The sequence below is a fragment of the Pseudomonas sp. CC120222-01a genome (assembly GCF_003097235.1).
Classification (GTDB): domain Bacteria; phylum Pseudomonadota; class Gammaproteobacteria; order Pseudomonadales; family Pseudomonadaceae; genus Aquipseudomonas.
Genome location: NZ_QEQQ01000030.1, coordinates 39329 through 65211 on the forward strand (window position 1 = coordinate 39329; position 25883 = coordinate 65211).

General features: G+C 60.8%; 22 protein-coding genes and 2 tRNA genes. 23 read left to right on the forward strand and 1 reads right to left on the reverse strand.

Annotated elements, in window-relative coordinates; genetic code table 11:
• Window positions 1–76 precede the first annotated feature (76 nt).
• The 7 genes from dnaK to N430_RS26310 all read left to right on the forward strand — a co-directional run bounded on the left by dnaK (window position 77) and on the right by N430_RS26310 (window position 9730).
• Window positions 77–2002, forward strand: coding sequence for a molecular chaperone DnaK (dnaK, locus tag N430_RS26280; protein ID WP_110639667.1), 1926 nt, complete (start codon window positions 77–79; stop codon window positions 2000–2002).
• Window positions 2003–2199: 197 nt separating this feature from the next.
• Entirely contained in the window at window positions 2200–3318 is a 1119-nt protein-coding gene (gene dnaJ / locus N430_RS26285; RefSeq protein ID WP_110639666.1) for a molecular chaperone DnaJ, read from the forward strand.
• A gap of 14 nt (window positions 3319–3332) precedes the next feature.
• Window positions 3333–4136: a 4-hydroxy-tetrahydrodipicolinate reductase gene (gene dapB, locus N430_RS26290; RefSeq protein ID WP_110639665.1), complete on the forward strand. Its 804-nt coding sequence runs from the start codon at window positions 3333–3335 to the stop codon at window positions 4134–4136.
• 223 nt (window positions 4137–4359) lie between these two features.
• Window positions 4360–5496: a glutamine-hydrolyzing carbamoyl-phosphate synthase small subunit gene (carA, locus tag N430_RS26295; RefSeq protein WP_003249935.1), complete on the forward strand. Its 1137-nt coding sequence runs from the start codon at window positions 4360–4362 to the stop codon at window positions 5494–5496.
• 106 nt (window positions 5497–5602) lie between these two features.
• On the forward strand, window positions 5603–8824 hold the full coding sequence (carB, locus tag N430_RS26300) for a carbamoyl-phosphate synthase large subunit (RefSeq protein WP_110639664.1): 3222 nt from the start codon (window positions 5603–5605) through the stop codon (window positions 8822–8824).
• Window positions 8821–9303 (forward strand): transcription elongation factor GreA, encoded by a 483-nt coding sequence (gene greA, locus N430_RS26305; protein WP_177326679.1) that lies wholly within the window; start codon window positions 8821–8823, stop codon window positions 9301–9303. The genes carB and greA overlap by 4 nt, the downstream gene beginning before the upstream one ends.
• Complete coding sequence (locus N430_RS26310) at window positions 9281–9730, forward strand: MFS transporter (protein WP_110639663.1); 450 nt, start codon at window positions 9281–9283, stop codon at window positions 9728–9730. The genes greA and N430_RS26310 overlap by 23 nt, the downstream gene beginning before the upstream one ends.
• 12 nt (window positions 9731–9742) lie before the next feature.
• Here N430_RS26310 and yhbY read toward each other — a convergent pair whose 3' ends face one another.
• Window positions 9743–10051 carry a ribosome assembly RNA-binding protein YhbY gene (gene yhbY, locus N430_RS26315; protein ID WP_027917692.1) on the reverse strand — a complete coding sequence of 103 codons (309 nt, stop codon included), beginning with the start codon at window positions 10049–10051 and terminating at the stop codon, window positions 9743–9745.
• Between the two features lie 102 nt (window positions 10052–10153).
• On the opposite strand from yhbY, the gene rlmE reads away from it, so the two are divergent.
• From rlmE to N430_RS26400, 16 genes are all read left to right on the forward strand, one after another.
• Window positions 10154–10780, forward strand: a complete 627-nt coding sequence (gene rlmE / locus N430_RS26320) for a 23S rRNA (uridine(2552)-2'-O)-methyltransferase RlmE (RefSeq protein ID WP_054885642.1) — start codon at window positions 10154–10156, stop codon at window positions 10778–10780.
• A gap of 201 nt (window positions 10781–10981) precedes the next feature.
• Complete coding sequence (ftsH, locus tag N430_RS26325; protein WP_110639662.1) at window positions 10982–12886, forward strand: ATP-dependent zinc metalloprotease FtsH; 1905 nt, start codon at window positions 10982–10984, stop codon at window positions 12884–12886.
• Between the two features lie 8 nt (window positions 12887–12894).
• The gene (gene folP / locus N430_RS26330) at window positions 12895–13746 is read left to right on the forward strand and encodes a dihydropteroate synthase (RefSeq protein ID WP_110639661.1); all 852 of its coding nucleotides are present in this window, start codon (window positions 12895–12897) and stop codon (window positions 13744–13746) included.
• Window positions 13747–13762: 16 nt separating this feature from the next.
• Entirely contained in the window at window positions 13763–15103 is a 1341-nt protein-coding gene (gene glmM / locus N430_RS26335; protein ID WP_110639660.1) for a phosphoglucosamine mutase, read from the forward strand.
• Between the two features lie 66 nt (window positions 15104–15169).
• Entirely contained in the window at window positions 15170–15925 is a 756-nt protein-coding gene (gene tpiA, locus N430_RS26340; protein ID WP_110639659.1) for a triose-phosphate isomerase, read from the forward strand.
• Between the two features lie 4 nt (window positions 15926–15929).
• Window positions 15930–16325 carry a preprotein translocase subunit SecG gene (secG, locus tag N430_RS26345; RefSeq protein ID WP_110639658.1) on the forward strand — a complete coding sequence of 132 codons (396 nt, stop codon included), beginning with the start codon at window positions 15930–15932 and terminating at the stop codon, window positions 16323–16325.
• A gap of 20 nt (window positions 16326–16345) precedes the next feature.
• Window positions 16346–16431, forward strand: a tRNA-Leu gene (locus tag N430_RS26350).
• Between the two features lie 100 nt (window positions 16432–16531).
• Window positions 16532–16608: transfer RNA gene (locus N430_RS26355), tRNA-Met, on the forward strand.
• A 132-nt stretch (window positions 16609–16740) separates the two neighbouring features.
• Window positions 16741–17199 carry a ribosome maturation factor RimP gene (gene rimP, locus N430_RS26360; RefSeq protein ID WP_158288805.1) on the forward strand — a complete coding sequence of 153 codons (459 nt, stop codon included), beginning with the start codon at window positions 16741–16743 and terminating at the stop codon, window positions 17197–17199.
• Between the two features lie 59 nt (window positions 17200–17258).
• A complete protein-coding gene (nusA, locus tag N430_RS26365) occupies window positions 17259–18740 on the forward strand; it encodes a transcription termination factor NusA (RefSeq protein WP_110639657.1) in 1482 nt (493 codons plus the stop codon).
• 27 nt (window positions 18741–18767) lie between these two features.
• Entirely contained in the window at window positions 18768–21314 is a 2547-nt protein-coding gene (gene infB / locus N430_RS26370; RefSeq protein ID WP_110639656.1) for a translation initiation factor IF-2, read from the forward strand.
• Between the two features lie 116 nt (window positions 21315–21430).
• The gene (rbfA, locus tag N430_RS26375; protein WP_110639655.1) at window positions 21431–21829 is read left to right on the forward strand and encodes a 30S ribosome-binding factor RbfA; all 399 of its coding nucleotides are present in this window, start codon (window positions 21431–21433) and stop codon (window positions 21827–21829) included.
• A 3-nt stretch (window positions 21830–21832) separates the two neighbouring features.
• A complete protein-coding gene (truB, locus tag N430_RS26380) occupies window positions 21833–22750 on the forward strand; it encodes a tRNA pseudouridine(55) synthase TruB (RefSeq protein WP_110639654.1) in 918 nt (305 codons plus the stop codon).
• A gap of 148 nt (window positions 22751–22898) precedes the next feature.
• Window positions 22899–23168, forward strand: a complete 270-nt coding sequence (gene rpsO / locus N430_RS26385) for a 30S ribosomal protein S15 (protein ID WP_060509346.1) — start codon at window positions 22899–22901, stop codon at window positions 23166–23168.
• 250 nt (window positions 23169–23418) lie between these two features.
• The gene (pnp, locus tag N430_RS26395; protein ID WP_110639653.1) at window positions 23419–25524 is read left to right on the forward strand and encodes a polyribonucleotide nucleotidyltransferase; all 2106 of its coding nucleotides are present in this window, start codon (window positions 23419–23421) and stop codon (window positions 25522–25524) included.
• Between the two features lie 99 nt (window positions 25525–25623).
• On the forward strand, window positions 25624–25883 hold a 260-nt coding region (locus tag N430_RS26400; RefSeq protein WP_256592136.1), incomplete at its 3' end, for a transposase domain-containing protein.

The following is a 25883-nucleotide window of genomic DNA, read 5'->3' on the forward strand; positions in this document are numbered from 1 at the left end:
TCAAGCGTTCAAGTATTACCGCAGTTGGCCACGACAGTAGCCGCTGCCGCCAAATTCAAGTTTCGGGAGAGTAAACATGGGCAAAATCATCGGTATCGACCTGGGGACCACCAACTCGTGCGTCTCCATTCTGGAAAACGGTAACGTCAAGGTCATCGAAAACGCCGAAGGCGCGCGTACTACCCCTTCGATCGTGGCCTACGCCAATGACGGCGAAATCCTGGTAGGTCAGTCGGCCAAGCGTCAGGCTGTCACCAACCCGCACAACACCCTGTTCGCAGTGAAGCGCCTGATCGGCCGCCGCTTCGAAGAAGACGTCGTGCAGAAAGACATCAAGCTGGTGCCATACAAGATCGTCAAAGGCGGTAACGGCGACGCTTGGGTACAGGCCAGCGGCAAGGACATGGCGCCACCACAGATCAGCGCCGAAGTTCTGAAAAAAATGAAGAAGACCGCCGAAGACTACCTCGGCGAGGCCGTGACCGAAGCGGTCATCACCGTTCCGGCCTACTTCAACGACAGCCAGCGCCAGGCTACCAAGGACGCCGGCCGCATCGCCGGTCTGGACGTCAAGCGCATCATCAACGAGCCGACCGCTGCTGCACTGGCGTACGGCATGGACAAGGCCAAGGGCGACCACACCGTCATCGTTTATGACCTGGGTGGTGGTACCTTCGACGTTTCGGTCATCGAAATCGCCGAAGTCGACGGTGAGCACCAGTTCGAAGTACTGGCCACCAACGGCGACACCTTCCTGGGTGGCGAAGACTTCGACATGCGCCTGATCGACTACCTCGTGGACGAGTTCAAGAAAGAGTCCGGCATGGACCTGAAGAACGATCCACTGGCCCTGCAGCGTCTGAAAGAAGCGGCTGAAAAGGCCAAGATCGAGCTGTCTTCGGCACAGTCGACCGACGTCAACCTGCCGTACATCACTGCAGATGCTACCGGTCCGAAGCACCTGAACGTGAAGATCTCCCGCGCCAAGCTGGAGTCGCTGGTCGAAGACCTGGTCAACCGTACCATCGAACCTTGCCGCATCGCCCTGAAAGACGCCGGCATCGACGCCAGCAAGATCGACGACGTGATCCTGGTCGGTGGCCAGACCCGTATGCCGATGGTGCAGAAGGCCGTTGCCGACTTCTTCGGTAAAGAAGCGCGCAAGGACGTCAACCCGGACGAAGCCGTGGCCATGGGTGCTGCCATCCAGGGCGCCGTACTGGCCGGTGACGTGAAAGACGTACTGCTGCTGGACGTCAGCCCGCTGACCCTGGGTATCGAAACCATGGGTGGCGTGATGACCGCGCTGATCGAGAAGAACACCACCATCCCGACCAAGAAGTCGCAGGTGTTCTCGACTGCCGACGACAACCAGGGCGCCGTGACCATTCACGTGCTGCAGGGTGAGCGTAAGCAGGCTGCGCAGAACAAGTCGCTGGGCAAGTTCGACCTGGCTGACATTCCGCCAGCGCCACGTGGCGTGCCACAGATCGAAGTGACCTTCGACATCGACGCCAACGGCATCCTGCATGTCGGCGCCAAAGACAAGGCCACCGGCAAGGCTCAGTCGATCGTGATCAAGGCCAACTCGGGCCTGTCCGACGAAGAAATCGAGCGCATGGTGCGTGACGCCGAGGCCAACGCCGAGGAAGACCGCAAGTTCGAAGAGCTGGCCGCTGCCCGTAACCAGGGTGACGCGCTGGTGCACTCGACTCGCAAGATGGTCGTTGACGCAGGTGACAAGGTCACTGCTGAAGAGAAGACCGCTATCGAAGCCGCCGTGGTTGCCCTGGAAGCCGCTGTCAAAGGCGACGACAAGGCTGCCATCGACGCCAAGGTCGAAGAGCTGTCCAAGGTGTCGGCTCCAGTTGCTCAGAAGATGTACGCCGAGCAGCAGGCCGAACAGCCTCAAGGTGGCGCGCAGCAGGCAGAGCCGGAAGCCAAGCACGATGACGTGGTTGACGCCGAGTTCGAAGAAGTGAAAGGCGACGACAAGAAGTAATCGTTGCATGCTGTCGACCAGTTCACCGGCTTGTGCCGGTGAACTGGTAGGATGTCGCCGCGCGGGGGCTTGCTCCCGCGTTGGCGTATCTGGAATTCGAGATTTTTTACAGCATTTGTCCGGGCCATTCGTGGTGTGCGGGCAGGTGCTGATGGCGCGGCGCAGATGCCGGACGCCCCACAAGGTGCAAATGACCTATGTCCAAGCGTGATTATTATGAGGTCCTGGGTGTCGAGCGCGGCGCCAGCGAAGCTGACCTCAAGAAGGCCTACCGCCGCCTGGCGATGAAATACCACCCGGACCGCAACCCGGGCGATAAAGAGTCGGAAGACAAGTTCAAGGAGGCCAACGAGGCCTACGAAGTACTGTCCGATGCCAGCAAGCGCGCGGCGTTCGACCAGTACGGCCATGCCGGCGTCGACCCGAGCATGGGTGGCGGCGGTGCCGGCTTCGGCGGCGCCAACTTCTCCGACATCTTCGGCGATGTTTTCAGCGACTTCTTCGGTGGCGGTCGCGGTGGCGGACGTGGCGGTGCCCAGCGCGGCAGCGACCTGCGCTACACCCTGGAACTGAACCTGGAAGAAGCGGTGCGTGGCACCACGGTCAGCATCCGTGTGCCAACGCTGGTGAACTGTAAGCCGTGCGACGGCTCCGGCGCCAAGAAGGGCTCGACCCCGTCGACCTGCCCGACCTGCGGCGGTATCGGCCAGGTGCGCATGCAGCAAGGCTTCTTCTCGGTGCAGCAGACCTGCCCACGCTGCCACGGCCAGGGCAAGATCATCACCGACCCGTGCACCTCCTGCCATGGCGAAGGCCGTGTCGAGGAATACAAGACCCTGTCGGTCAAGGTGCCGGCGGGCGTCGATACTGGCGACCGCATCCGTCTGTCCGGCGAGGGCGAGGCGGGCACCCATGGTGGGCCGACCGGCGATCTGTACGTTGTGATCAACGTGCGCGAGCACGAGATATTCCAGCGTGATGGCAAGCATCTGTACTGCGAAGTGCCGATCAGCTACACCGATGCCGCCCTGGGTGGCGAGCTGGAAGTGCCGACCCTCGATGGTCGCGTGAAGCTGAAAATTCCGGAAGGCACCCAGACCGGCAAGCAGTTCCGCTTGCGTGGCAAGGGCGTTGCCCCGGTGCGCGGTGGTGGTGCCGGTGACCTGCTGTGCCGCGTGGCGGTAGAGACCCCGGTCAACCTGACCCGTCGTCAGCGCGAACTGCTCGAAGAGCTGCGCAGCTCGCTGGAAGGCGACAACTCGCCCAAGGCCAGTGGCTGGTTCGATGGCGTGAAGCGCTTCTTCGGCGATCTCTGACAAGGAAAATGGCTATGCGACGTATTGCAGTGATGGGCGCGGCGGGGCGGATGGGCAAGACCCTCATCGAAGCCGTTCAGCAAACCCCAGGTGCGGGACTGACAGCGGCGATCGATCGTCCGGACAGCTCGCTGGTCGGGGCCGATGCGGGTGAGTTGGCAGCGCTGGGCCGTATCGGCGTACTGCTGTCCGATGACCTGGCCAAGGTTGCCGATGAGTTCGACGTGCTGATCGACTTTACTCACCCTTCGGTGACGCTGAAGAACCTGGCGTTCTGCCGCAAGCACGGCAAGGCAATGATCATCGGTACCACCGGTTTCACCGTCGAGGAGAAGCAATTGCTCGCCGAAGCGGGCAAGGAAATCCCGATCGTGTTCGCCGCCAATTTCAGTGTCGGCGTCAACCTCAGCCTCAAGCTGCTGGACATGGCTGCGCGGGTATTGGGTGATGATGTCGACATCGAGATCATCGAGGCGCACCACCGGCACAAGGTCGATGCGCCGTCGGGTACCGCGCTGCGCATGGGTGAAGTGGTTGCCAATGCGTTGGGGCGTGATCTGCAGGAAGTGGCAGTGTATGGCCGTGAAGGCCAGACCGGCGCGCGTGATCGCAAGACCATCGGCTTCGCCACCGTGCGTGCCGGCGATGTGGTCGGTGATCACACCGTGCTGTTCGCCGCTGAAGGTGAGCGCCTGGAAATCACCCACAAAGCCTCCAGCCGCATGACCTTCGCCAAGGGCGCGGTGCGTGCGGCGCTGTGGCTGGATGGGCGCGAGCCGGGCCTGTATGACATGCAGGACGTGCTCGAGCTGCGCTGATCAGTTCGGGTCGCTGCGCCCTCTGTCGCAATCATGTGTTTTAGAGACACATATGCGGTAGACCGAAAACGCACTTTTCTGTAAGCTACAGCTTTAGTGTGTCCACTAAAAGCGCGCAGCGAATTGAATTCAGCACATAAAAGCGGGGTGACGTGTCCATACGTCACTCCGCTTTTTTGCAACCTGCGATCGCCCTTTCATGCTTGATTTACGGGAGGTCTTCTTGACAAAGCCAGCCATACTCGCCCTTGCCGACGGCAGTATTTTCCGCGGTGAAGCCATCGGTGCCGACGGTCAGACCGTTGGTGAGGTGGTATTCAACACCGCTATGACCGGCTACCAGGAAATCCTTACAGACCCTTCCTACGCGCAGCAAATCGTTACCCTGACCTACCCGCACATCGGCAACACCGGCACCACGCCGGAAGACGCCGAGTCGAACCGTGTCTGGTCCGCTGGCCTGGTCATCCGTGACCTGCCGCTGCTGGCCAGCAACTGGCGTAACACCCAGTCGCTGCCTGAGTACCTCAAGGCCAACAATGTCGTCGCCATCGCCGGCATCGACACCCGTCGCCTGACCCGTATTCTCCGCGAAAAAGGCGCTCAGAACGGGTGCATCCTGGCGGGTGACAACATCAGCGAAGAAGCCGCCATCGCTGCTGCCCGCGGCTTCCCAGGCCTGAAGGGCATGGACCTGGCCAAGGTCGTTTCCACCAAGGAACGCTACGAGTGGCGCTCCAGCGTGTGGGAGCTGAAAACCGACAGCCACCCGACCATCGACGCTGCCGACCTGCCGTACCACGTGGTCGCCTTCGACTACGGCGTCAAGCTGAACATCCTGCGCATGCTGGTCGCCCGCGGCTGCCGCGTGACCGTGGTGCCTGCCCAGACCCCGGCCAGCGAAGTGCTGGCACTGAATCCGGACGGTGTGTTCCTGTCCAACGGCCCTGGTGATCCGGAGCCATGCGACTACGCGATCCAGGCGATCAAGGAAATCCTCGAAACCGAGATTCCGGTATTCGGCATCTGCCTCGGCCACCAGCTGCTGGCCCTGGCTTCCGGCGCCAAGACCGTGAAGATGGGTCACGGTCACCACGGTGCCAACCACCCGGTCCAGGACCTGGATACCGGCGTGGTCATGATCACCAGCCAGAACCACGGTTTCGCCGTTGACGAAGCCACCCTGCCGGGCAACGTCCGCGCCATCCACAAGTCGCTGTTCGACGGCACCCTGCAGGGTATCGAGCGCACCGACAAGAGCGCGTTCAGCTTCCAGGGCCACCCTGAAGCGAGCCCAGGCCCGACCGACGTCGCGCCACTGTTCGATCGTTTCACCGATGCCATGGCCAAGCGCCGCTGAGCATCCTGCATCAAGGCCCCGGGCCGGCTTGCGCCGCGCCCGGAAGCGCCTGACCCAGATTGTTCAAGACGGCTTGCCGACTGACCCGCGGATTTGAGTGACAACCATGCCAAAACGTACAGACATCAAAAGCATCCTGATTCTCGGCGCTGGCCCGATCGTGATCGGCCAGGCCTGCGAATTCGACTATTCCGGCGCCCAGGCCTGCAAGGCCCTGCGCGAGGAAGGTTTCCGCGTCATCCTGGTGAACTCCAACCCAGCCACCATCATGACCGACCCGGCCATGGCCGATGCCACCTACATCGAGCCGATCAAGTGGCAGTCGGTGGCCAAGATCATCGAGAAAGAGCGCCCGGACGCGGTACTGCCGACCATGGGTGGCCAGACTGCACTGAACTGCGCCCTGGACCTGGAGCGCCACGGCGTTCTGGAGAAGTTCGGCGTAGAGATGATCGGTGCCAACGCCGACACCATCGACAAGGCCGAAGATCGTTCGCGCTTCGACAAGGCGATGAAGGACATCGGCCTGGAGTGCCCGCGCTCCGGTATCGCCCACAGCATGGAAGAGGCCAATGCGGTCCTCGAGAAGCTTGGCTTCCCGTGCATCATCCGTCCGTCGTTCACCATGGGTGGCACTGGCGGCGGTATCGCCTACAACCGTGAAGAATTCGAAGAAATCTGCACCCGTGGTCTGGACCTGTCGCCGACCAAGGAACTGCTGATCGACGAATCGCTGATCGGCTGGAAGGAATACGAGATGGAGGTGGTCCGTGACAAGAAGGACAACTGCATCATCGTCTGCTCCATCGAGAACTTCGACCCGATGGGCGTGCACACCGGTGACTCGATCACCGTGGCTCCGGCACAGACCCTGACCGACAAGGAATACCAGATCATGCGCAACGCCTCGCTGGCGGTGCTGCGTGAAATTGGCGTCGAAACCGGTGGTTCCAACGTGCAGTTCGGTATCTGCCCGAACACCGGCCGCATGGTCGTGATCGAAATGAACCCGCGCGTTTCGCGTTCGTCGGCCCTGGCGTCCAAGGCCACCGGCTTCCCGATCGCCAAGATCGCCGCCAAGCTGGCCATCGGTTACACCCTCGACGAACTGCAGAACGATATCACCGGCGGTCGCACCCCGGCGTCCTTCGAGCCGTCGATCGACTACGTCGTGACCAAGCTGCCACGCTTCGCCTTCGAGAAATTCCCGAAAGCCGACGCCCGCCTGACCACCCAGATGAAATCCGTGGGTGAAGTCATGGCCATCGGCCGTACCTTCCAGGAATCCCTGCAGAAAGCCCTGCGCGGCCTGGAAGTCGGTGCCTGCGGCCTCGATCCGAAAGTCGACCTGGCCAGCCCTGACGCTGCCGCCATCCTCAAGCGCGAACTGACCGTGCCGGGTGCAGAGCGTATCTGGTACGTCGCCGACGCCATGCGTTCGGGCATGACCTGTGAAGAAATCTTCGCACTGACCGGCATCGACATGTGGTTCCTGGTGCAGATGGAAGATCTGATCAAGGAAGAAGAGAAGGTCAAGACCCTGGCCCTGTCGTCGATCGACAAGGACTACATGCTGCGCCTCAAGCGCAAGGGCTTCTCGGACCAGCGCCTGGCCAAGCTGCTCGGCATCACCGACAAGAACCTGCGCCGTCACCGCCACAAGCTGGAAGTGTTCCCGGTGTACAAGCGCGTCGACACCTGCGCCGCCGAGTTCGCCACCGACACCGCCTACCTGTACTCGACCTATGAGGAAGAGTGCGAGGCCAACCCGTCGACCCGCGACAAGATCATGATCCTGGGTGGCGGCCCGAACCGTATCGGCCAAGGCATCGAGTTCGACTACTGCTGCGTACACGCGGCACTGGCGCTGCGTGAAGACGGTTACGAGACCATCATGGTCAACTGCAACCCGGAAACCGTCTCCACCGACTACGACACCTCCGACCGCCTGTACTTCGAGCCACTGACCCTGGAAGACGTGCTGGAAGTCTGCCGCGTCGAGAAGCCGAAGGGCGTCATCGTTCACTACGGCGGCCAGACCCCGCTGAAACTGGCTCGCGCCCTGGAAGAGGCCGGCGTACCGATCATCGGTACCAGCCCGGACGCCATTGACCGTGCCGAAGACCGTGAGCGCTTCCAGCAAATGGTTCAGCGCCTGAACCTGCTGCAGCCGCCAAACGCTACCGTGCGCAGCGAAGAAGAAGCCATCCGCGCTGCTGGTGGCATCGGTTACCCGCTGGTCGTGCGCCCGTCCTACGTACTGGGCGGTCGTGCCATGGAGATCGTCTACGAGCTGGACGAGCTCAAGCGCTACCTGCGTGAAGCCGTACAAGTGTCCAACGACAGCCCGGTACTGCTCGACCACTTCCTCAACTGCGCCATCGAGATGGACGTGGATGCGGTTTGCGACGGCACCGACGTGGTGATCGGCGCGATCATGCAGCACATCGAGCAGGCCGGTGTTCACTCCGGTGACTCCGCGTGCTCGCTGCCACCGTACTCGCTGAGCAAGGAAGTGCAGGACGAAGTCCGCGTACAGGTCAAGAAAATGGCCCTGGAGCTGGGCGTTGTCGGCCTGATGAACGTGCAGCTGGCCCTGCAGGGCGACAAGATCTACGTGATCGAAGTCAACCCGCGTGCTTCGCGTACCGTACCGTTCGTGTCCAAGTGCATCGGCACCTCCCTGGCCATGATCGCTGCCCGCGTGATGGCTGGCAAAACCCTGAAAGAGCTGGGCTTCACTCAGGAAATCATCCCGAACTTCTACAGCGTCAAGGAAGCCGTCTTCCCGTTCGCCAAGTTCCCAGGGGTTGACCCGATCCTCGGCCCTGAGATGAAATCGACCGGTGAAGTCATGGGCGTCGGTGACAGCTTCGGTGAAGCGTTCGCCAAGGCCCAGATGGGTGCCAGCGAAGTGCTGCCGACCGGCGGTACCGCGTTCATCAGCGTGCGTGACGACGACAAGCCACAAGTGGCTGGCGTTGCCCGCGACCTGATCGCCCTGGGCTTCGAAGTGGTTGCAACGGCAGGTACTGCCAAGGTCATCGAAGCGGCTGGCCTGAAAGTGCGCCGTGTGAACAAGGTGACCGAAGGTCGTCCGCACGTGGTCGACATGATCAAGAACGACGAAGTGTCGCTGATCATCAACACCACCGAAGGCCGCCAGTCGATCGCCGATTCCTACTCGATTCGTCGCAATGCGCTGCAGCACAAGATCTACTGCACCACTACCATTGCGGCTGGTGAAGCCATCTGCGAGGCGCTGAAATTCGGTCCCGAGAAGACTGTTCGTCGCCTGCAGGATCTGCATGCAGGACTCAAAGCATGAGCATGACCAAGTACCCGATGACTGTCCAGGGCGCTCGCGCCCTGGAAGAGGAGCTGACTTTCCTGAGCAAGACCGAGCGCCCGCGCCTGAGCCAAGCCATTGGCGAAGCGCGTGAGCTGGGCGACCTCAAGGAAAACGCCGAATACCATGCCGCCCGTGAAGAGCAGGGCATGGTCGAGGCGCGCATCCGCGATATCGAAGGCCGTCTGCAGAACTCGGTGGTGATCGACGTCACCACCATTGCCCACACCGGCAAGGTGATTTTCGGCACCACCGTGGTGCTGGCAAATACCGAGACCGATGACGAAGTGACCTACCAGATCGTTGGCGAAGATGAAGCCGACGTGAAACAAGGCAAACTGTCGAGCAGTGCACCGATCGCCCGTGCCATCATTGGCAAGGAAGAAGGTGACACCGTGGTGGTGAAGACACCAAGCGGTACGGTCGAGTACGAGATTGTCGAAGTCAAACACATCTGACCGGCGCCTGCGGGCGCCATCCCTCGAGGGGATCCTCTGGCAACTGGCCCAGGTTTTCTGGGTCGGTGGCTTGTGGGTGTTCCATGTGGGATTGGTGCCAGCGCTGAAAGTCAGTGGCCTTGCACCCTTGCTGGTGCAGGACGTCGCCGGGCAGATCGATCGCTGGTTGATCGGCGTGGCGTTGCTTGGCTTGTTGACCCAGCTGGCGGTGCTGGCGAAGGTAGACGGCCTGGCGGCCTGGTGGCGGCAGTTTCGCGGCCAGATGCTGTTGTTGGGCTTTGCGGCCTGCGTGGGGTATTACACCTTGCGCTACGGCATCTCGGTCGGCGAGCGCTGGCAGATGTTCTGTTTTCTCGTGTTGGGCTTCTCCGGCATCGTGCTGGTGGCCCAACCGGTCCCGGTCAGGGCGCGCCAGGCGCGCCACTGAGCGGAGCCACCGTCACTTGTAACGGTGGATGTTGGACAGCTGCTTGTTCGGCTGCGGATTCTTGCGATAGATCAGCGCCTTCTTGCCGATGGTCTGTACCAGTTCGGCGCGGCCGGCCTTGCACAGTTCGGCAATGACAGCGGCGCGCTCTTCGCGATCTTCCGAGCGAATTTCGACCTTGATCAGTTCGTGATCGACCAGCGCACGCTCCAATTCGGCGATTACGCCTTCGTTCAAACCGTTGCCAGCAACGATCAGGACCGGCTTCAGGTCATGACCAATGGACTTGTATTGCTTCTTCTGCTCGTTATTGAGCGGCATAATCTGACCCTTTCCGTCTGATTCTGTAAAATTGACCGGCATTTTACCCGAGGGCCACCGGCTCCGCCCAGTCAATCACGACGCATATCATCGAGGTGCCCCGTGGTACAACGTTCCAAAAGCAGCGCAAACTGGCTGCGAGAGCATTTCAACGATCCTTTTGTCAAACAGGCACAGAAGGATGGCTATCGTTCGCGTGCGAGCTACAAACTGCTGGAGATCCAGGAGAAAGACCGCCTGATCCGCCCCGGCATGAGCGTGATCGACCTCGGCGCGGCCCCTGGAGGCTGGTCGCAGGTGACCAGTCGTCTGATTGGTGGTCAGGGTCGCCTGATCGCTTCCGACATCCTGGAAATGGACTCGATCCCTGACGTGACTTTCATTCAGGGCGACTTCACCCAGGATGAAGTGCTGCAGCAGATCCTGCAGGCGGTCGGTGATTCGCATGTAGACCTTGTGATTTCCGACATGGCCCCCAATATGAGTGGTACGCCTGCGGTGGATATGCCGCGAGCCATGTTCCTCTGCGAGCTGGCCCTGGATCTGGCGACCCGCGTGCTCAAGCCGGGCGGGGACTTCCTGATCAAGATCTTCCAGGGCGAAGGTTTCGACATGTACCTCAAGGACGTGCGTAGCAAGTTCGACAAGGTACAGATGCGTAAACCGTCGTCTTCGCGGGACCGTTCCCGTGAGCAGTACCTGCTTGGCAGGGGTTTCAAGGGGGCATGAGGCGTGTTGCGGGGTGGCTGATAGTTATTTCCAATCGGCCGCTCCGTCTGGATCGTCCGAACTTCGTGTAGTCTAGGTTTCACAAAGGGTTACAGACGGTGCCTGCGGATGCGTAGGTAATGTAGTAAGTTAGGGCGATGAATATCATGCGAGGCACGGCTGCGTCGTGCGCCGGCCTCAGAGGGTAGCGAATTGAACGACATGGCAAAGAATCTGATCCTGTGGTTGATCATCGCAGCTGTCCTGGTGACAGTGATGAACAACTTCTCCAGCCCTAACGAGCCGCAGACCCTCAACTATTCCGACTTCATCCAGCAGGTCAAGGATGGCAAGGTCGAGCGTGTGACCGTCGACGGCTACATCATTACCGGCAAGCGCGCCGACGGTGACAACTTCAAGACCGTGCGTCCGGCCATCACCGACAATGGCCTGATCGGCGATCTGGTCGACAACCACGTGGTCGTCGAAGGCAAGCAGCCTGAGCAGCAGAGCATCTGGACTCAGTTGCTGGTGGCGAGCTTCCCGATCCTGGTGATCATCGCCGTGTTCATGTTCTTCATGCGCCAGATGCAAGGTGGTGCAGGCGGCAAGGGCGGGCCGATGAGCTTTGGCAAGAGCAAGGCTCGCCTGCTGTCCGAAGACCAGGTCAAGACTACCCTGGCTGACGTCGCCGGTTGCGACGAGGCCAAGGAAGAGGTTGGCGAGCTGGTCGAATTCTTGCGTGACCCGGGCAAGTTCCAGCGCCTGGGTGGTCGTATCCCGCGCGGTGTGCTGATGGTCGGCCCACCCGGTACTGGTAAGACTTTGCTGGCCAAGGCCATTGCCGGTGAAGCCAAGGTGCCGTTCTTCACCATTTCCGGTTCCGACTTCGTCGAGATGTTCGTCGGTGTGGGTGCCAGCCGCGTTCGTGACATGTTCGAGCAGGCCAAGAAGCACGCGCCTTGCATCATCTTCATCGACGAGATCGACGCCGTGGGTCGCCATCGTGGCGCCGGCATGGGCGGTGGTCACGACGAGCGCGAGCAGACCCTCAACCAGTTGCTGGTGGAGATGGACGGCTTCGAAATGAACGATGGCATCATCGTCATTGCCGCTACCAACCGCCCGGACGTGCTCGACCCTGCGCTGCTGCGCCCTGGTCGCTTCGACCGTCAGGTCGTGGTCGGTCTGCCGGATATCCGTGGTCGTGAGCAGATCCTCAAGGTGCACATGCGCAAGGTGCCGGTCGGCGAGAACGTCAACCCGGCGGTCATTGCCCGTGGTACCCCAGGCTTCTCCGGTGCCGACCTGGCCAACCTGGTCAACGAGGCTTCGCTGTTCGCCGCCCGCTCCAACAAGCGCCTGGTCGAAATGAAAGAGTTCGAACTGGCCAAGGACAAGATCATGATGGGCGCCGAGCGCAAGACCATGGTCATGTCCGAGAAGGAAAAGAGAAACACCGCCTATCACGAGGCTGGGCACGCGATTGTAGGTCGCCTGGTGCCTGAGCATGATCCGGTCTACAAGGTTTCGATCATTCCCCGTGGTCGTGCCCTGGGTGTGACCATGTTCCTGCCGGAAGAAGACCGCTACAGCCTGTCCAAGCGCGCGCTGATCAGTCAGATCTGCTCGCTGTACGGCGGCCGTATCGCCGAGGAAATGACCTTGGGCTTCGATGGCGTCACCACCGGTGCTTCCAACGACATCATGCGAGCCAGCCAGATCGCTCGCAACATGGTGACCAAGTGGGGCCTGTCGGAAAAACTCGGCCCGCTGATGTACGCAGAAGAGGAGGGCGAGGTGTTCCTCGGTCGTAGCGCTGGCAGCCAGCACGCCAGCGTTTCCGGTGAGACTGCCAAGCTGATCGACTCTGAAGTGCGCAGCATCATCGACCAGTGCTATGCCACTGCCAAGCAGTTGCTGATCGACAACCGCGACAAGCTCGAGGCAATGACCGAAGCCCTGATGAAGTACGAGACCATCGATGCCGATCAGATCGACGACATCATGGCTGGCCGTACTCCGCGCGAACCCCGTGATTGGGACGATGACAAGGATTCGGGCACCCCGGCTGCCCAGAATGATCGCCCGGAATCGCCGATCGGCGGCCCGGCAGCTCAACACTAAGGGCATCTATGAGCTCAGTGCAGTACCCGACCCGGTTGCCTTGCGGCAACCGGGTTCTTGATCTTTCCCGTACCCATGTCATGGGTATTCTCAATATCACACCCGATTCCTTCTCCGATGGTGGACGCTTCAGCCAGCGCGACGAGGCGTTGCGCCATGCCGAGGCGATGATCGCGGCAGGTGCCACGCTGATCGATATCGGTGGCGAGTCGACCCGCCCCGGCGCGCGTGCGGTTTCGGTCACCGAAGAGATCGAGCGCGTGGCGCCGATGGTCGAGGCTATCAATAGTCGCTTCGACGTGGTCATTTCGGTCGATACCTCAACGCCTGCGGTCATTCGTGAGTCGGCACGCCTTGGTGCCGGGCTGATCAACGACGTGCGTGCCCTGGAGCGTGATGGTGCCCTGGATGCGGCGGCGGACACCGGTTTGCCGGTCTGCCTGATGCATATGCGCGGCGAGCCTGGGAACATGCAGGACGACCCGCATTACGAAGATGTGACCGTCGACGTAACGCGCTATCTTGAACAGCGGATGGCCGCCTGCGCAGCGGCAGGCATCCCCGCTGAACGAATCATTCTTGATCCAGGCTTCGGTTTCGCCAAGACATTGGCGCACAACCTCAGCCTGTTCAAGCACATGGAAGCGCTCTATCGCCTCGGGCGCCCGCTGCTGGTGGGCGTTTCGCGCAAGAGCATGATCGGCCTGACGCTGGATCGTCCGGTTGGTGAGCGACTGTACGGCAGCCTCGCGTTGGCGGCTCTGGCCATGACCAAAGGGGCCAGCATCCTGCGCGTCCATGATGTGGCCGAAACCGTCGATGTGGTGCGCATGATTGCCGCGGTGCAGAACGCCGAATAAGAACATTGGAGTCCCTATGAGCAGAAAATACTTTGGTACCGACGGCATCCGTGGCCGCGTCGGCGAATACCCGATCACGCCGGACTTCATGCTGAAGCTGGGCTGGGCGGCTGGCATGGCCTTCCGCAAGCAAGGCAATTGCCGTGTGCTGGTGGGCAAGGACACGCGTATTTCCGGTTACATGTTCGAGTCCGCGCTCGAAGCCGGTTTGTCTGCAGCCGGTGCTGACGTGATGCTGCTCGGGCCGATGCCGACACCGGCCATCGCCTACCTGACCCGCACCTTCCATGCTGAAGCGGGCATCGTCATCAGTGCCTCGCACAACCCGCATGACGATAACGGCATCAAGTTCTTCTCCGGGCAGGGCACCAAGCTGCCCGACGAAGTCGAACTGATGATCGAAGAGTTGCTCGATCAGCCAATGACCGTGGTCGAGTCGAGCAAGCTTGGCAAGGTTTCCCGTATCAACGACGCCGCTGGTCGCTATATCGAGTTCTGCAAGAGCAGCGTGCCGAGCAGCACTAGCTTCGACGGCCTCAAGCTGGTGGTCGACTGCGCCCACGGTGCCACTTACAAGGTTGCCCCGAGCGTATTCCGCGAACTCGGTGCCGACGTGACCGTGCTGCATGCGCAACCGGACGGCCTGAATATCAACGAGGGCTGCGGTTCGACCCATATCGAGTCGTTGCAGGCTGCCGTGCTGGTGGGTCATGCCGACCTGGGTATTGCCTTCGATGGCGACGGTGACCGGGTCTTGATGGTCGACCATACGGGTGCCATCGTTGATGGCGACGAACTGCTGTTCATCATTGCGCGCGACTTGCACGAGCGTGGCAAGTTGCAGGGCGGCGTGGTCGGAACGCTGATGAGCAACCTGGGCCTGGAGCTTGCGCTCAAGGAACTGGATATTCCGTTCGTGCGGGCCAAGGTCGGCGATCGCTACGTCATGGCCGAACTGCTGGAGCGTGACTGGTTGCTCGGTGGTGAGAACTCCGGGCACGTGGTGTGCTGCAACCACACCACCACCGGTGATGCGATCATCGCCGCGCTGCAGGTGCTGATGGCGCTGAAGCGCCGAGGCGAGACCCTGGCACAGGCGCGCCAGGCCCTGCGCAAATGCCCTCAGGTGTTGATCAACGTGCGTTTTGGTGCAGGCAAGGTCGACCCTCTGGAGCATCCTGCGGTCAAGGAAGCCAGTGCCAAGGTCACCGAGGCCATGGCTGGGCGAGGGCGTGTGCTGCTGCGCAAGTCCGGTACCGAGCCTTTGGTGCGGGTGATGGTCGAAGGTGACGACGAAAACCAGGTGCGTGGCCATGCCGAAGCCCTGGCCAAGCTGGTCGCAGAAGTTTGTGCCTGAAAGAGGCTTGCCAGCGCAGATCGGGTTGGGTAAGATCTGCGCCCACTTTGACCGACGAGGTAAAGCATGCGTCGCCCTATGGTAGCTGGTAACTGGAAGATGCACGGTACCCGCGCCAGCGTCGCTGAGCTGATCCTGGGCCTGGGCAATATGCCGGTGCCAACTGGTGTCGAAGTCGCGGTGTTTCCGCCGGTGCTGTTCATCAATCAAGTGGTTGATGGGCTGCAGGGCAAGGGAATCACTGTCGGAGCACAGAATTCTGCGGTAAAGCCCGAACAGGGCGCGCTGACCGGTGAAGTTGCACCGAGTCAGTTGGTTGAAGCAGGTTGCAAGTTGGTCTTGATTGGCCATTCCGAGCGTCGCCAGATCATCGGCGAAAGTGAAGAAGTGCTGAAAGAGAAGTTTGCAGCCGCTCAACTTAGTGGTTTAATGCCGGTGCTCTGCGTAGGGGAAACTCTTGAAGAGCGTGAGGCAGGCAAGACCCTCGAAGTTGTCGGGGGTCAACTAAGCAGTATCATCGACGCGTTCGGTGTTAAGGCTTTCGCCAATGCAGTAATCGCCTATGAGCCGGTTTGGGCCATTGGCACAGGTTTGACGGCTTCGCCTCAGCAAGCTCAGGATGTGCATGCAGCCATCCGTGCCCAGTTGGCGGCCGAAGACGCCGAAGTTGCCGCAAACGTGCAGCTTCTCTACGGCGGCAGCGTGAAGGCGGCCAATGCGGCCGAACTGTTCGGCATGCCGGATATCGATGGGGGGCTCATTGGTGGAGCGTCCCTGAACGCAGACGAATTCGGTGCAATTTGTCGCGCCGCAGGAAACTGAGCAAATGCTGGAAACAGTTATCGTTGTTTTTCATCTGTTGGCAGCGCTGTCGCTTGTAGTGCTGGTTCTGCTTCAACAGGGTAAAGGTGCGGAAGCAGGTGCATCTTTCGGCGCAGGTGCCTCAAACACTGTGTTCGGAAGCCAAGGTTCTGCTACCTTCCTGAGTAAATTGACTGCTATACTCGCTGCCACTTTCTTTTTGACAGCACTTGGGTTAGGATACTTCGCGAAGCAACAAGCTCACCAGCTTAGCCAAGCAGGTCTTCCAGATCCAGCGGTGCTAGAAGTGAAAGAGCCGCAGAAACCGGCAGTTAATGATGATGTACCGGTGCTCCAGGAACAGAAGAGCGACACCGCCCCTAAAGGTGATGTTCCTCCTCCAGCCGAAGAGCAGAAGTAACGGGTTTCAAATGTAGTATTGCCGAGGTGGTGGAATTGGTAGACACGCAACCTTGAGGTGGTTGTGCCCATAGGGTGTAGGGGTTCGAGTCCCCTTCTCGGTACCAATTGAAGCTTGAGAGCCCGCTTTAGCGGGCTTTCTTGCAGGTGAAGGTTTGGGTTTGACCCATAAGCAGGTTAAGTCTTATACTTTCGCCCCAGCTTTGTCGCGGGGTGGAGCAGCTTGGTAGCTCGTCGGGCTCATAACCCGAAGGTCGTTGGTTCAAATCCAGCCCCCGCAACCAGCTTCAGCGGAGCCCCTTTTCAGGGGCTTTTTGCTAGCCGAACAAAATTTACGGCGTCGTAGTCCTACGGCGCTTTCAGGGATGGGCGCTTCGCCCATTTTTTATTTGCACAGCATGCACGAGGGGGTTCAGGTGTCGAGCAAGCTAGAACAGTTGCAGGCCTTGTTGGCCCCGGTGGTCGAGGGTCTGGGCTATCAGTGCTGGGGGATCGAATTCGTATCCCAGGGTAAGCATTCGGTACTGCGCATCTATATCGACAAGGACGGCGGCATCCTGGTGGACGACTGCGAAGCGGTCAGCCGTCAGGCCAGCGCGATCCTCGATGTGGAAGATCCGATCAGCAGCGAATATACCCTTGAGGTCTCCTCTCCAGGCATGGATCGCCCACTGTTCACTCTGGAACAGTTTGCCTCGCATGCCGGCGAACAAGTGAAGATCAAGCTGCGTTCACCCTTCGAGGGTCGTCGTAACTTCCAGGGCCTTCTCCGCGGTGTGGAGGATCAGGACGTGGTGGTCCAGGTGGACAACCAAGAGTTCCTGCTGCCGATCGACTCGATCGACAAGGCCAATATTATTCCCAGTTTTGACTGAGACGTGCCGGGCCCGGCGGACTATCCGGGCCCAATGGCTTGCGCAAGGCGAGGCGTACGATGAGCAAAGAAGTACTGCTGGTTGTTGAATCGGTATCCAACGAAAAAGGTGTACCGCCCGGCGTCATTTTCGAAGCGCTGGAAGTGGCCCTGGCTACTGCAACCAAAAAACGTTTTGAGGACGAAGTCGACCTGCGTGTGGAAATCAACCGCCACACCGGTAGCTATGAGACTTTCCGTCGCTGGACCGTGGTCGACGAGAACGACCTGGACGACCCGGCGATCGAAACCTGGCTGGACAAGATCAAGGACACTCACCCGGAAGCTAAAGTCGGTGACGTGATCGAAGAAAAGATCGAGTCCATCGAGTTCGGCCGTATCGCCGCGCAGACCGCCAAGCAGGTCATCGTGCAGAAGGTCCGTGAAGCCGAGCGCGCCCAGGTGGTCGACGCCTACCGCGAGCGGGTCAACGAGATCATCTCCGGCACCGTCAAGAAGGTCACCCGCGACAACGTCATCGTTGACCTGGGTAACAACGCCGAGGCCCTGCTGGCCCGCGAAGACATCATTCCACGTGAGACTTTCCGTGTTGGCGTGCGCCTGCGTGCGCTGCTCAAGGAAATCCGCACCGAGAACCGCGGTCCTCAGCTGATCCTGTCGCGCACCGCGCCGCAGATGCTGATCGAACTGTTCCGCATCGAAGTGCCGGAAATCGCCGAAGGCCTCATCGAAGTCATGGCTGCTTCCCGTGATCCGGGATCGCGTGCCAAGATCGCCGTCCGCTCCAAGGACAAGCGCATCGACCCGCAAGGTGCCTGCATCGGCATGCGCGGTTCGCGCGTCCAGGCCGTATCCGGCGAGCTGGGTGGTGAGCGTGTGGATATCGTCCTGTGGGACGAGAACCCGGCGCAATTCGTCATCAACGCCATGTCGCCGGCTGAAGTCGCGGCGATCATCGTTGATGAAGATGCCCATGCAATGGACATTGCCGTTGCCGAAGACAACCTGGCGCAAGCCATTGGCCGTGGTGGTCAGAACGTTCGCCTGGCCAGTCAGCTGACCGGCTGGACCCTGAACGTGATGACCGAGAAGGACATCCAGGCCAAGCAACAGGCTGAAACCGGCGACATCCTGCGCAATTTCATCGAAGAGCTGGAAGTCGACGAGGAGCTGGCCCAAGTGCTGGTCGACGAAGGCTTCACCAGCCTCGAAGAAATTGCCTACGTACCGTTGGAAGAAATGCTCAACATCGATGGCTTTGACGAAGATATCGTCAATGAGCTGCGCGCTCGTGCCAAGGACCGTTTGTTGACCAAGGCCATCGCTACCGAAGAAAAACTGGCAGACGCCCATCCGTCCGACGACCTGCTCTCCCTTGAGGGCATGGACAAGGACCTGGCAGCGGAACTGGCGGTGCGCGGCGTGGTTAACCGCGAAGACCTGGCCGAGCAGTCGATTGACGACCTGCTCGACATCGACGGCATCGACGAAGAGCGTGCCGGCAAGTTGATCATGGCCGCCCGAGCCCACTGGTTCGAGTAATTAGGCGCGGCCTGAGGAGAGAAGTGCATGACGCAAGTCACGGTGAAAGAACTGGCCCAAGAGGTCGAGGCACCGGTAGAGCGCCTGCTGCAGCAGATGCGTGAGGCAGGTCTGCCGCACACCGACGCCGGTCAGGTAGTGACCGACAATGAGAAGCAGACTCTGCTGACCCATTTGAAGAGCAGCCACAAGAGCAAGGCGGAAGAGCCGCGCAAGATTACCTTGCAGCGCAAGACCACCAGCACCCTGCGTGTCGCCGGTAGCAAGAGCATCAGCGTAGAAGTACGCAAGAAGAAAGTTTTCGTTCAGCGCAGCCCGGAAGAAGTCCAGGCTGAGCAGAAGCGTGAGCTGGATGAGCGCCGCGCGGCTGAAAATGCCGCTCGCGACAAGGTCGAGGCCGAAGTTCGCCAGCGCAACGAAGAGCAGGCTCGCCGTCAGGCGGCCGACGCCGCTGCCGCTGCGCCAGCCCCGGCACCTGCTGCCAAGGCCGAGCCAGCGCCTGCCGCCGCTCCAGCCCCGGTAGTCGCCGACGTACCAGCGTCCGAAGACGCCGCAGCCCGTGCTGCCGAGCGCAAGAAGGACGAAGCCCGTCGCAACGAAGGCCGCACCCGTGACGAAGACCGTCGTGGTGGCGAGCGTCGTGGCGAAGCGCCGCGCGTGTCGATCAAGGTCAAGGTCAAGGAGAAGGAAAAGGCTCCGACGCCTCGTGCCGCTCCGCGTACCACCGACGAAGAGAGCGATGGCGCTCGTCGTGGCCGTGGTGGCAAGAGCAAGCTGAAGAAGCGTAACCAGCACGGCTTCCAGAACCCGACTGGCCCAGTCATTCGTGACGTGACCATCGGCGAGACCATCACCGTCTCGGAACTTGCAAACCAGATGTCCGTCAAGGGCGCCGAAGTGGTCAAGTTCATGTTCAAGATGGGGACCCCGGTTACCATCAACCAGGTGCTCGACCAGGAAACCGCTCAGCTGATCGCTGAAGAGCTGGGCCACAAGGTCACGCTGGTCAGCGATACCGCCCTGGAAGATTCCCTGGCCGAATCGCTGAAGTTCGAAGGTCAGACCGAGTCGCGTGCGCCGGTCGTTACCGTCATGGGTCACGTTGACCATGGTAAGACTTCGCTGCTCGACTACATCCGTCGTGCCAAGGTTGCTGCTGGCGAAGCTGGTGGTATTACCCAGCACATCGGTGCCTACCACGTGGAAACCGACCGCGGCATGGTCACCTTCCTCGATACCCCAGGCCACGCTGCGTTCACTCAGATGCGTGCTCGTGGTGCCAAGGCGACCGACATCGTCATCCTGGTGGTGGCGGCGGACGACGGCGTGATGCCGCAGACCCGCGAAGCCGTTCAGCATGCCAAGGCAGCTGGCGTTCCGCTGGTGGTTGCAGTGAACAAGATCGACAAGCCGGGTGCCGACCTCGATCGCATCCGCAACGAACTGGCCGTCGAAGGCGTGACCTCCGAGGACTGGGGTGGTGACACTCCATTCGTCAAGGTTTCGGCGAAGATGGGTACCGGTGTCGACGAACTGCTTGAAGCCGTCCTGCTGCAGGCCGAGATCCTCGAGCTGACCGCCACCCCGACCGCTCCAGGTCGTGGCGTCGTGGTCGAATCGCGCCTGGACAAGGGCCGTGGCCCGGTGGCGACCATCCTGGTTCAGGACGGCACCCTGCGTCAGGGCGACATGGTCCTGTGCGGTTCCAACTATGGCCGCGTGCGTGCCATGCTCGACGAGAACGGCAAGCCTGTGAAGGAAGCCGGCCCGTCGATCCCGGTCGAGATTCTCGGCCTGGACGGTACCCCGGAAGCCGGTGACGAGCTGTCCGTGGTTGCCGACGAGAAGAAGGCCCGCGAAGTTGCCCTGTTCCGTCAAGGCAAGTACCGCGAGGTCAAGCTGGCCCGTGCTCACGCCGGCAAGCTGGAAAACATCTTCGAGACCATGGGTCAGGAAGAGAAGAAGACCCTCAACATCGTCCTCAAGACCGACGTGCGCGGTTCCCTGGAAGCACTGCAGGGCTCGCTGGGCGGTCTGGGCAACGACGAAGTTCAGGTACGTGTCATTGGCGGCGGCGTCGGTGGTATCACCGAAAGCGACGCCAACCTGGCACTGGCTTCGAATGCAGTACTGTTCGGCTTCAACGTGCGTGCCGATGCCGGCGCGCGCAAGATCGTCGAGCAGGAAGGTCTGGATATGCGTTACTACAACGTGATCTACGACATCATCGAAGACGTCAAGAAAGCCCTGACCGGCATGCTCGGCAGCGATGTTCGCGAGAACATCCTGGGCGTTGCAGAAGTCCGTGACGTGTTCCGTTCGCCGAAGTTCGGCGCCATCGCTGGCTGTATGGTCATCGAAGGTACCGTGTACCGCAACCGTCCGATCCGCGTACTGCGCGACGACGTTGTGATCTTCGAAGGCGAGCTGGAATCGCTGCGTCGCTTCAAGGACGACGCTTCCGAAGTGCGTTCGGGCATGGAGTGCGGTATTGGCGTCAAGAGCTACAACGACGTCAAGGTCGGCGACAAGATCGAAGTCTTCGAGAAAGTCCAGGTTGCTCGTACCCTTTAAGGGGGAGCAGGGCGCCAGCCCCCGCCGCAGGGCGGTGGGCAGCGCCTCAGTAGGTAGCGCCCGGTCAGGCTTCAGCCTCACCGGGCGTTTGCCGCTTTAAGTTACAGGTAGCAAGAATGGCCAAAGAATACAGCCGTACCCAACGTATCGGCGATCAGATGCAGCGCGAGCTGGCCGATCTGATCCGCCGTGAAGTCAAGGACCCACGCGTCGGTCTGGTGACCATCACAGCCGTGGATGTCAGCCGCGACCTGGGCCATGCCAAGGTCTTCATCACCGTCATGGGCGAAGAAACGCCAGACGCCGTGCAGCAGTCGCTCAAGGCCCTGAACAGCGCCGCCAGCTTCCTGCGCCTGCACCTGGGCCGCTCGATGCAGCTGCGCAGCGTGCCGCAGTTGCACTTCCACTTCGATGAAAGTGTCAGCCGCGGTGTCCACCTGTCGGCGCTGATCGAGCGTGCAGTGGCCGAAGACCGCCTGCACAAGGATGCCGACGAGCCGGACGCCAAGGAGTAAGCAGTGGCCCAGGTCAAACGTATCCGCCGCAATGTCAGCGGCATCATCCTGCTCGACAAGCCGCTGGGCTTCACCTCCAATGCTGCGCTGCAGAAAGTCCGCTGGCTGCTCAATGCCGAGAAGGCCGGCCACACCGGCAGCCTCGACCCATTGGCAACCGGCGTGCTGCCGCTGTGCTTTGGTGAGGCGACCAAGTTTTCGCAGTACCTGCTCGATTCCGACAAGGGCTACGAAACAGTCATGCAGATGGGGCAGACTACCACCACCGCAGACGCTGAAGGCGAAGTCCTGCAGACCCGCGAGGTGACCGTTGGTCGCGCCGATATCGAAGCTGTGATCCCGCGTTTTCGCGGTGAAATCCTTCAAGTACCGCCGATGTACTCTGCGCTCAAGCGCGACGGCCAGCCGCTGTACAAACTGGCGCGTGCAGGAGAGGTAGTGGAGCGCGAGGCGCGTTCTGTTACTATTGGCCGCTTGGAGTTGCTCGAGTGCGAAGGCACCCGTGCACGGTTGTCGGTAGGCTGCAGCAAAGGCACCTATATCCGCACCCTGGTGGAGGATATCGGCGAGGCCCTGGGCTGCGGCGCTTATGTAGCCGAGCTGCGCCGTACCCAGGCCGGGCCCTTTGCCCTGGCCCAGACGGTAACCCTCGAGGAACTCGAGCAGGCCCATGCCGAAGGTGGCAACGAAGCGCTCGATCGCTTCCTGATGCCGTCCGACAGCGGGCTGCAGGACTGGCCGTTGGTGTGCCTCTCCGAGCACAGCGCTTTCTACTGGCTGCATGGCCAGGCAGTGCGTGCCCCGGATGCACCTCAGTTCGGCATGGTCCGTGTACAGGATCACAATGGCCGCTTCATCGGTATCGGTGAAGTGAGCGAAGACGGGCGCATTGCGCCGCGTCGACTGATTCGGTCGGAATGACCGAAACCACCGGCCGAGGCCTTGGCTGAAACCGGTGGATCGAGGGTGGCTGTCAGTAGGCACGGTCACGCCTCTTTTTATTAATACAGGGATTTGTCCCTGGCCTATTGGACCCCGCTCGCGGGATCCGTTTATCAGGAGATGGCTCATGGCCCTCGACGTTGCAGAAAAAGCTCAAATCGTTGCCGACTACCAGCAAGCCGCCGGCGACACCGGTAGCCCGGAAGTGCAGGTTGCTCTGCTGACCGCCAACATCAACAAGCTGCAAGGCCACTTCAAGGCCAACGGCAAAGACCACCACTCCCGTCGTGGCCTGATCCGTATGGTTAACCAGCGTCGTAAGCTGCTGGACTACCTGAAGGGTAAAGACACCACTCGTTACAGCGCGCTGATCGCTCGCCTGGGCCTGCGTCGCTAATAGCGGCCTGGTCAGTGGTGTGCATGGCGTGTCGCAAGCTTCGGCTATGCTGCTTTGCAGCGTCGCCGTCGGACACGCCACGCGTATCTCCGAGGTTGGCAGCCTGATTTTGCTGAGCGGTTTTACCGCGCAGCAACCAGGCTCCCAACCTCGTGTTGTATCTGGACGGTCAATGGGGCCGATTCCCCGTTCTGCCCAAGAATTCGCAAGAAACCAGTTCCCCCAGAGCCACTGAAAAAGGTAGGAAACCGTGAACCCGGTAATCAAGAAATTCCAGTTCGGTCAATCGACCGTTACTCTCGAAACGGGCCGTATCGCCCGTCAGGCAACCGGCGCCGTGCTGGTGACCGTCGACAACGACGTCACCGTGCTGGTAACCGTGGTCGGTGCCAAGCAGGCCGATCCAGGCAAGGGTTTCTTCCCGCTGTCGGTCCACTACCAGGAAAAGACCTACGCCGCCGGCAAGATCCCGGGTGGCTTCTTCAAGCGTGAAGGCCGTCCTTCCGAGAAAGAGACGCTGACCTCGCGCCTGATCGACCGTCCGATCCGTCCGCTGTTCCCAGAAGGTTTCATGAACGAAGTGCAGGTTGTCTGCACCGTGGTTTCCACCAGCAAGAAGACCGATCCGGACATCGCTGCGATGATCGGTACCTCGGCTGCCCTGGCGATCTCCGGCATTCCGTTCGAAGGCCCGATCGGCGCTGCCCGCGTTGCCTTCCACGAAAGCACCGGCTACCTGCTGAACCCGACCTACGAGCAACTGGCTGCCTCGAGCCTGGACATGGTCGTTGCCGGTACTTCCGATGCCGTACTGATGGTTGAATCGGAAGCTCAAGAGCTGACCGAAGACCAGATGCTGGGCGCCGTACTGTTCGCCCACGACGAGTTCCAGGCTGTTATCCAGGCTGTCAAAGAGCTGGCTGCAGAAGCTGCCAAGCCAACCTGGGACTGGAAACCGGCCGTTGCCAACACCGAACTGTTCAACGCCATCCGCGCTGAATTCGGCGAAGCTGTTTCGCAGGGCTACACCATCACCGTCAAGGCCGACCGCTACGCGCGCCTGGGCGAGCTGCGCGACCAGGCGGTTGCCAAGTTCTCCGGTGAAGAAGGCCAACCTTCGGCTGGTGAAGTCAAAGACATCTTCGGCGAAATCGAATACCGCACCGTTCGCGAGAACATCGTCAACGGTAAGCCACGTATCGACGGCCGCGACACCAAGACCGTTCGCCCGCTGAACATCGAAGTCGGCGTGCTGCCGAAGACCCACGGCTCGGCGCTGTTCACCCGTGGCGAAACCCAGGCCCTGGTCGTTGCGACCCTGGGTACTGCGCGTGACGCCCAGCTGCTGGACACCCTCGAAGGCGAGAAGAAAGACCCGTTCATGCTGCACTACAACTTCCCACCGTTCTCGGTAGGCGAGTGTGGTCGCATGGGTGGTGCCGGCCGCCGCGAAATCGGCCACGGCCGTCTGGCCCGTCGTTCGGTCCAGGCCATGCTGCCAGCCGCTGACGTGTTCCCGTACACCATCCGCGTGGTTTCGGAAATCACCGAATCCAACGGTTCCAGCTCCATGGCTTCGGTCTGCGGTGCTTCCCTGGCACTGATGGACGCTGGTGTACCGATGAAGGCGCCAGTTGCCGGTATCGCCATGGGCCTGGTCAAGGAAGGCGAGAAGTTCGCCGTCCTGACCGACATCCTCGGTGACGAAGACCACCTCGGCGACATGGACTTCAAGGTAGCGGGTACCGCCAAAGGCGTTACCGCACTGCAGATGGACATCAAGATCAACGGCATCACCGAAGAGATCATGGAAATCGCCCTGGGCCAGGCCCTGGAAGCGCGCCTGAACATCCTCGGCCAGATGAACCAGATCATTGGCGAGTCGCGTACCGAGCTGTCGGCCAACGCCCCGACCATGATCGCGATGAAGATCGACACCGACAAGATCCGTGACGTCATCGGCAAAGGCGGCGCCACCATTCGCGCCATCTGCGAAGAGACCAAAGCTTCGATCGACATCGAAGACGACGGCTCGATCAAGATCTTCGGCGAGACCAAGGAAGCTGCGGATGCTGCCAAGCAGCGCATCCTGGGCATCACCGCCGAAGCCGAGATCGGCAAGATCTACGTCGGCAAGGTCGAGCGTATCGTCGACTTCGGCGCCTTCGTCAACATCCTGCCTGGCAAGGACGGCCTGGTGCACATCTCGATGCTGAGCGACGCTCGCGTAGAGAAAGTGACCGACGTGCTGAAGGAAGGTCAGGAAGTCGAGGTGCTGGTACTGGACGTGGACAACCGCGGCCGTATCAAGCTGTCGATCAAGGACGTTGCCGCTGCCAAGGCTTCGGGCGTCTAAGCGACTGACTCGCAACAGGAAAAAGGGCCCCTCGGGGTAATGCCAGTCAGTTAAGACTGACACTTTAAGCTTTAGCCCGTAGGCCGCAAAATCCGATGCTTGGAAACGAGCATCGGATTTTTTATGCGCCTAGCAAAAGCACTGTCCCTCACTCACGAAATGGCCTCAAGGCCAAATGCCCTTGAAGGACTAGGTGCTTTGCTTGATCCGGACATTGTGAAGCAGGCTTTTGAAGCCGCAGGTGTCTCGACCATCCGCAAGCGCCGCCTCCCGCTTGAAAGCCTGGTGTGGTGCATCATCGGCATGGCGCTGTTCCGCCGAATGTCGGCGTGGGACGTCGTTAACCACATGGACATCAT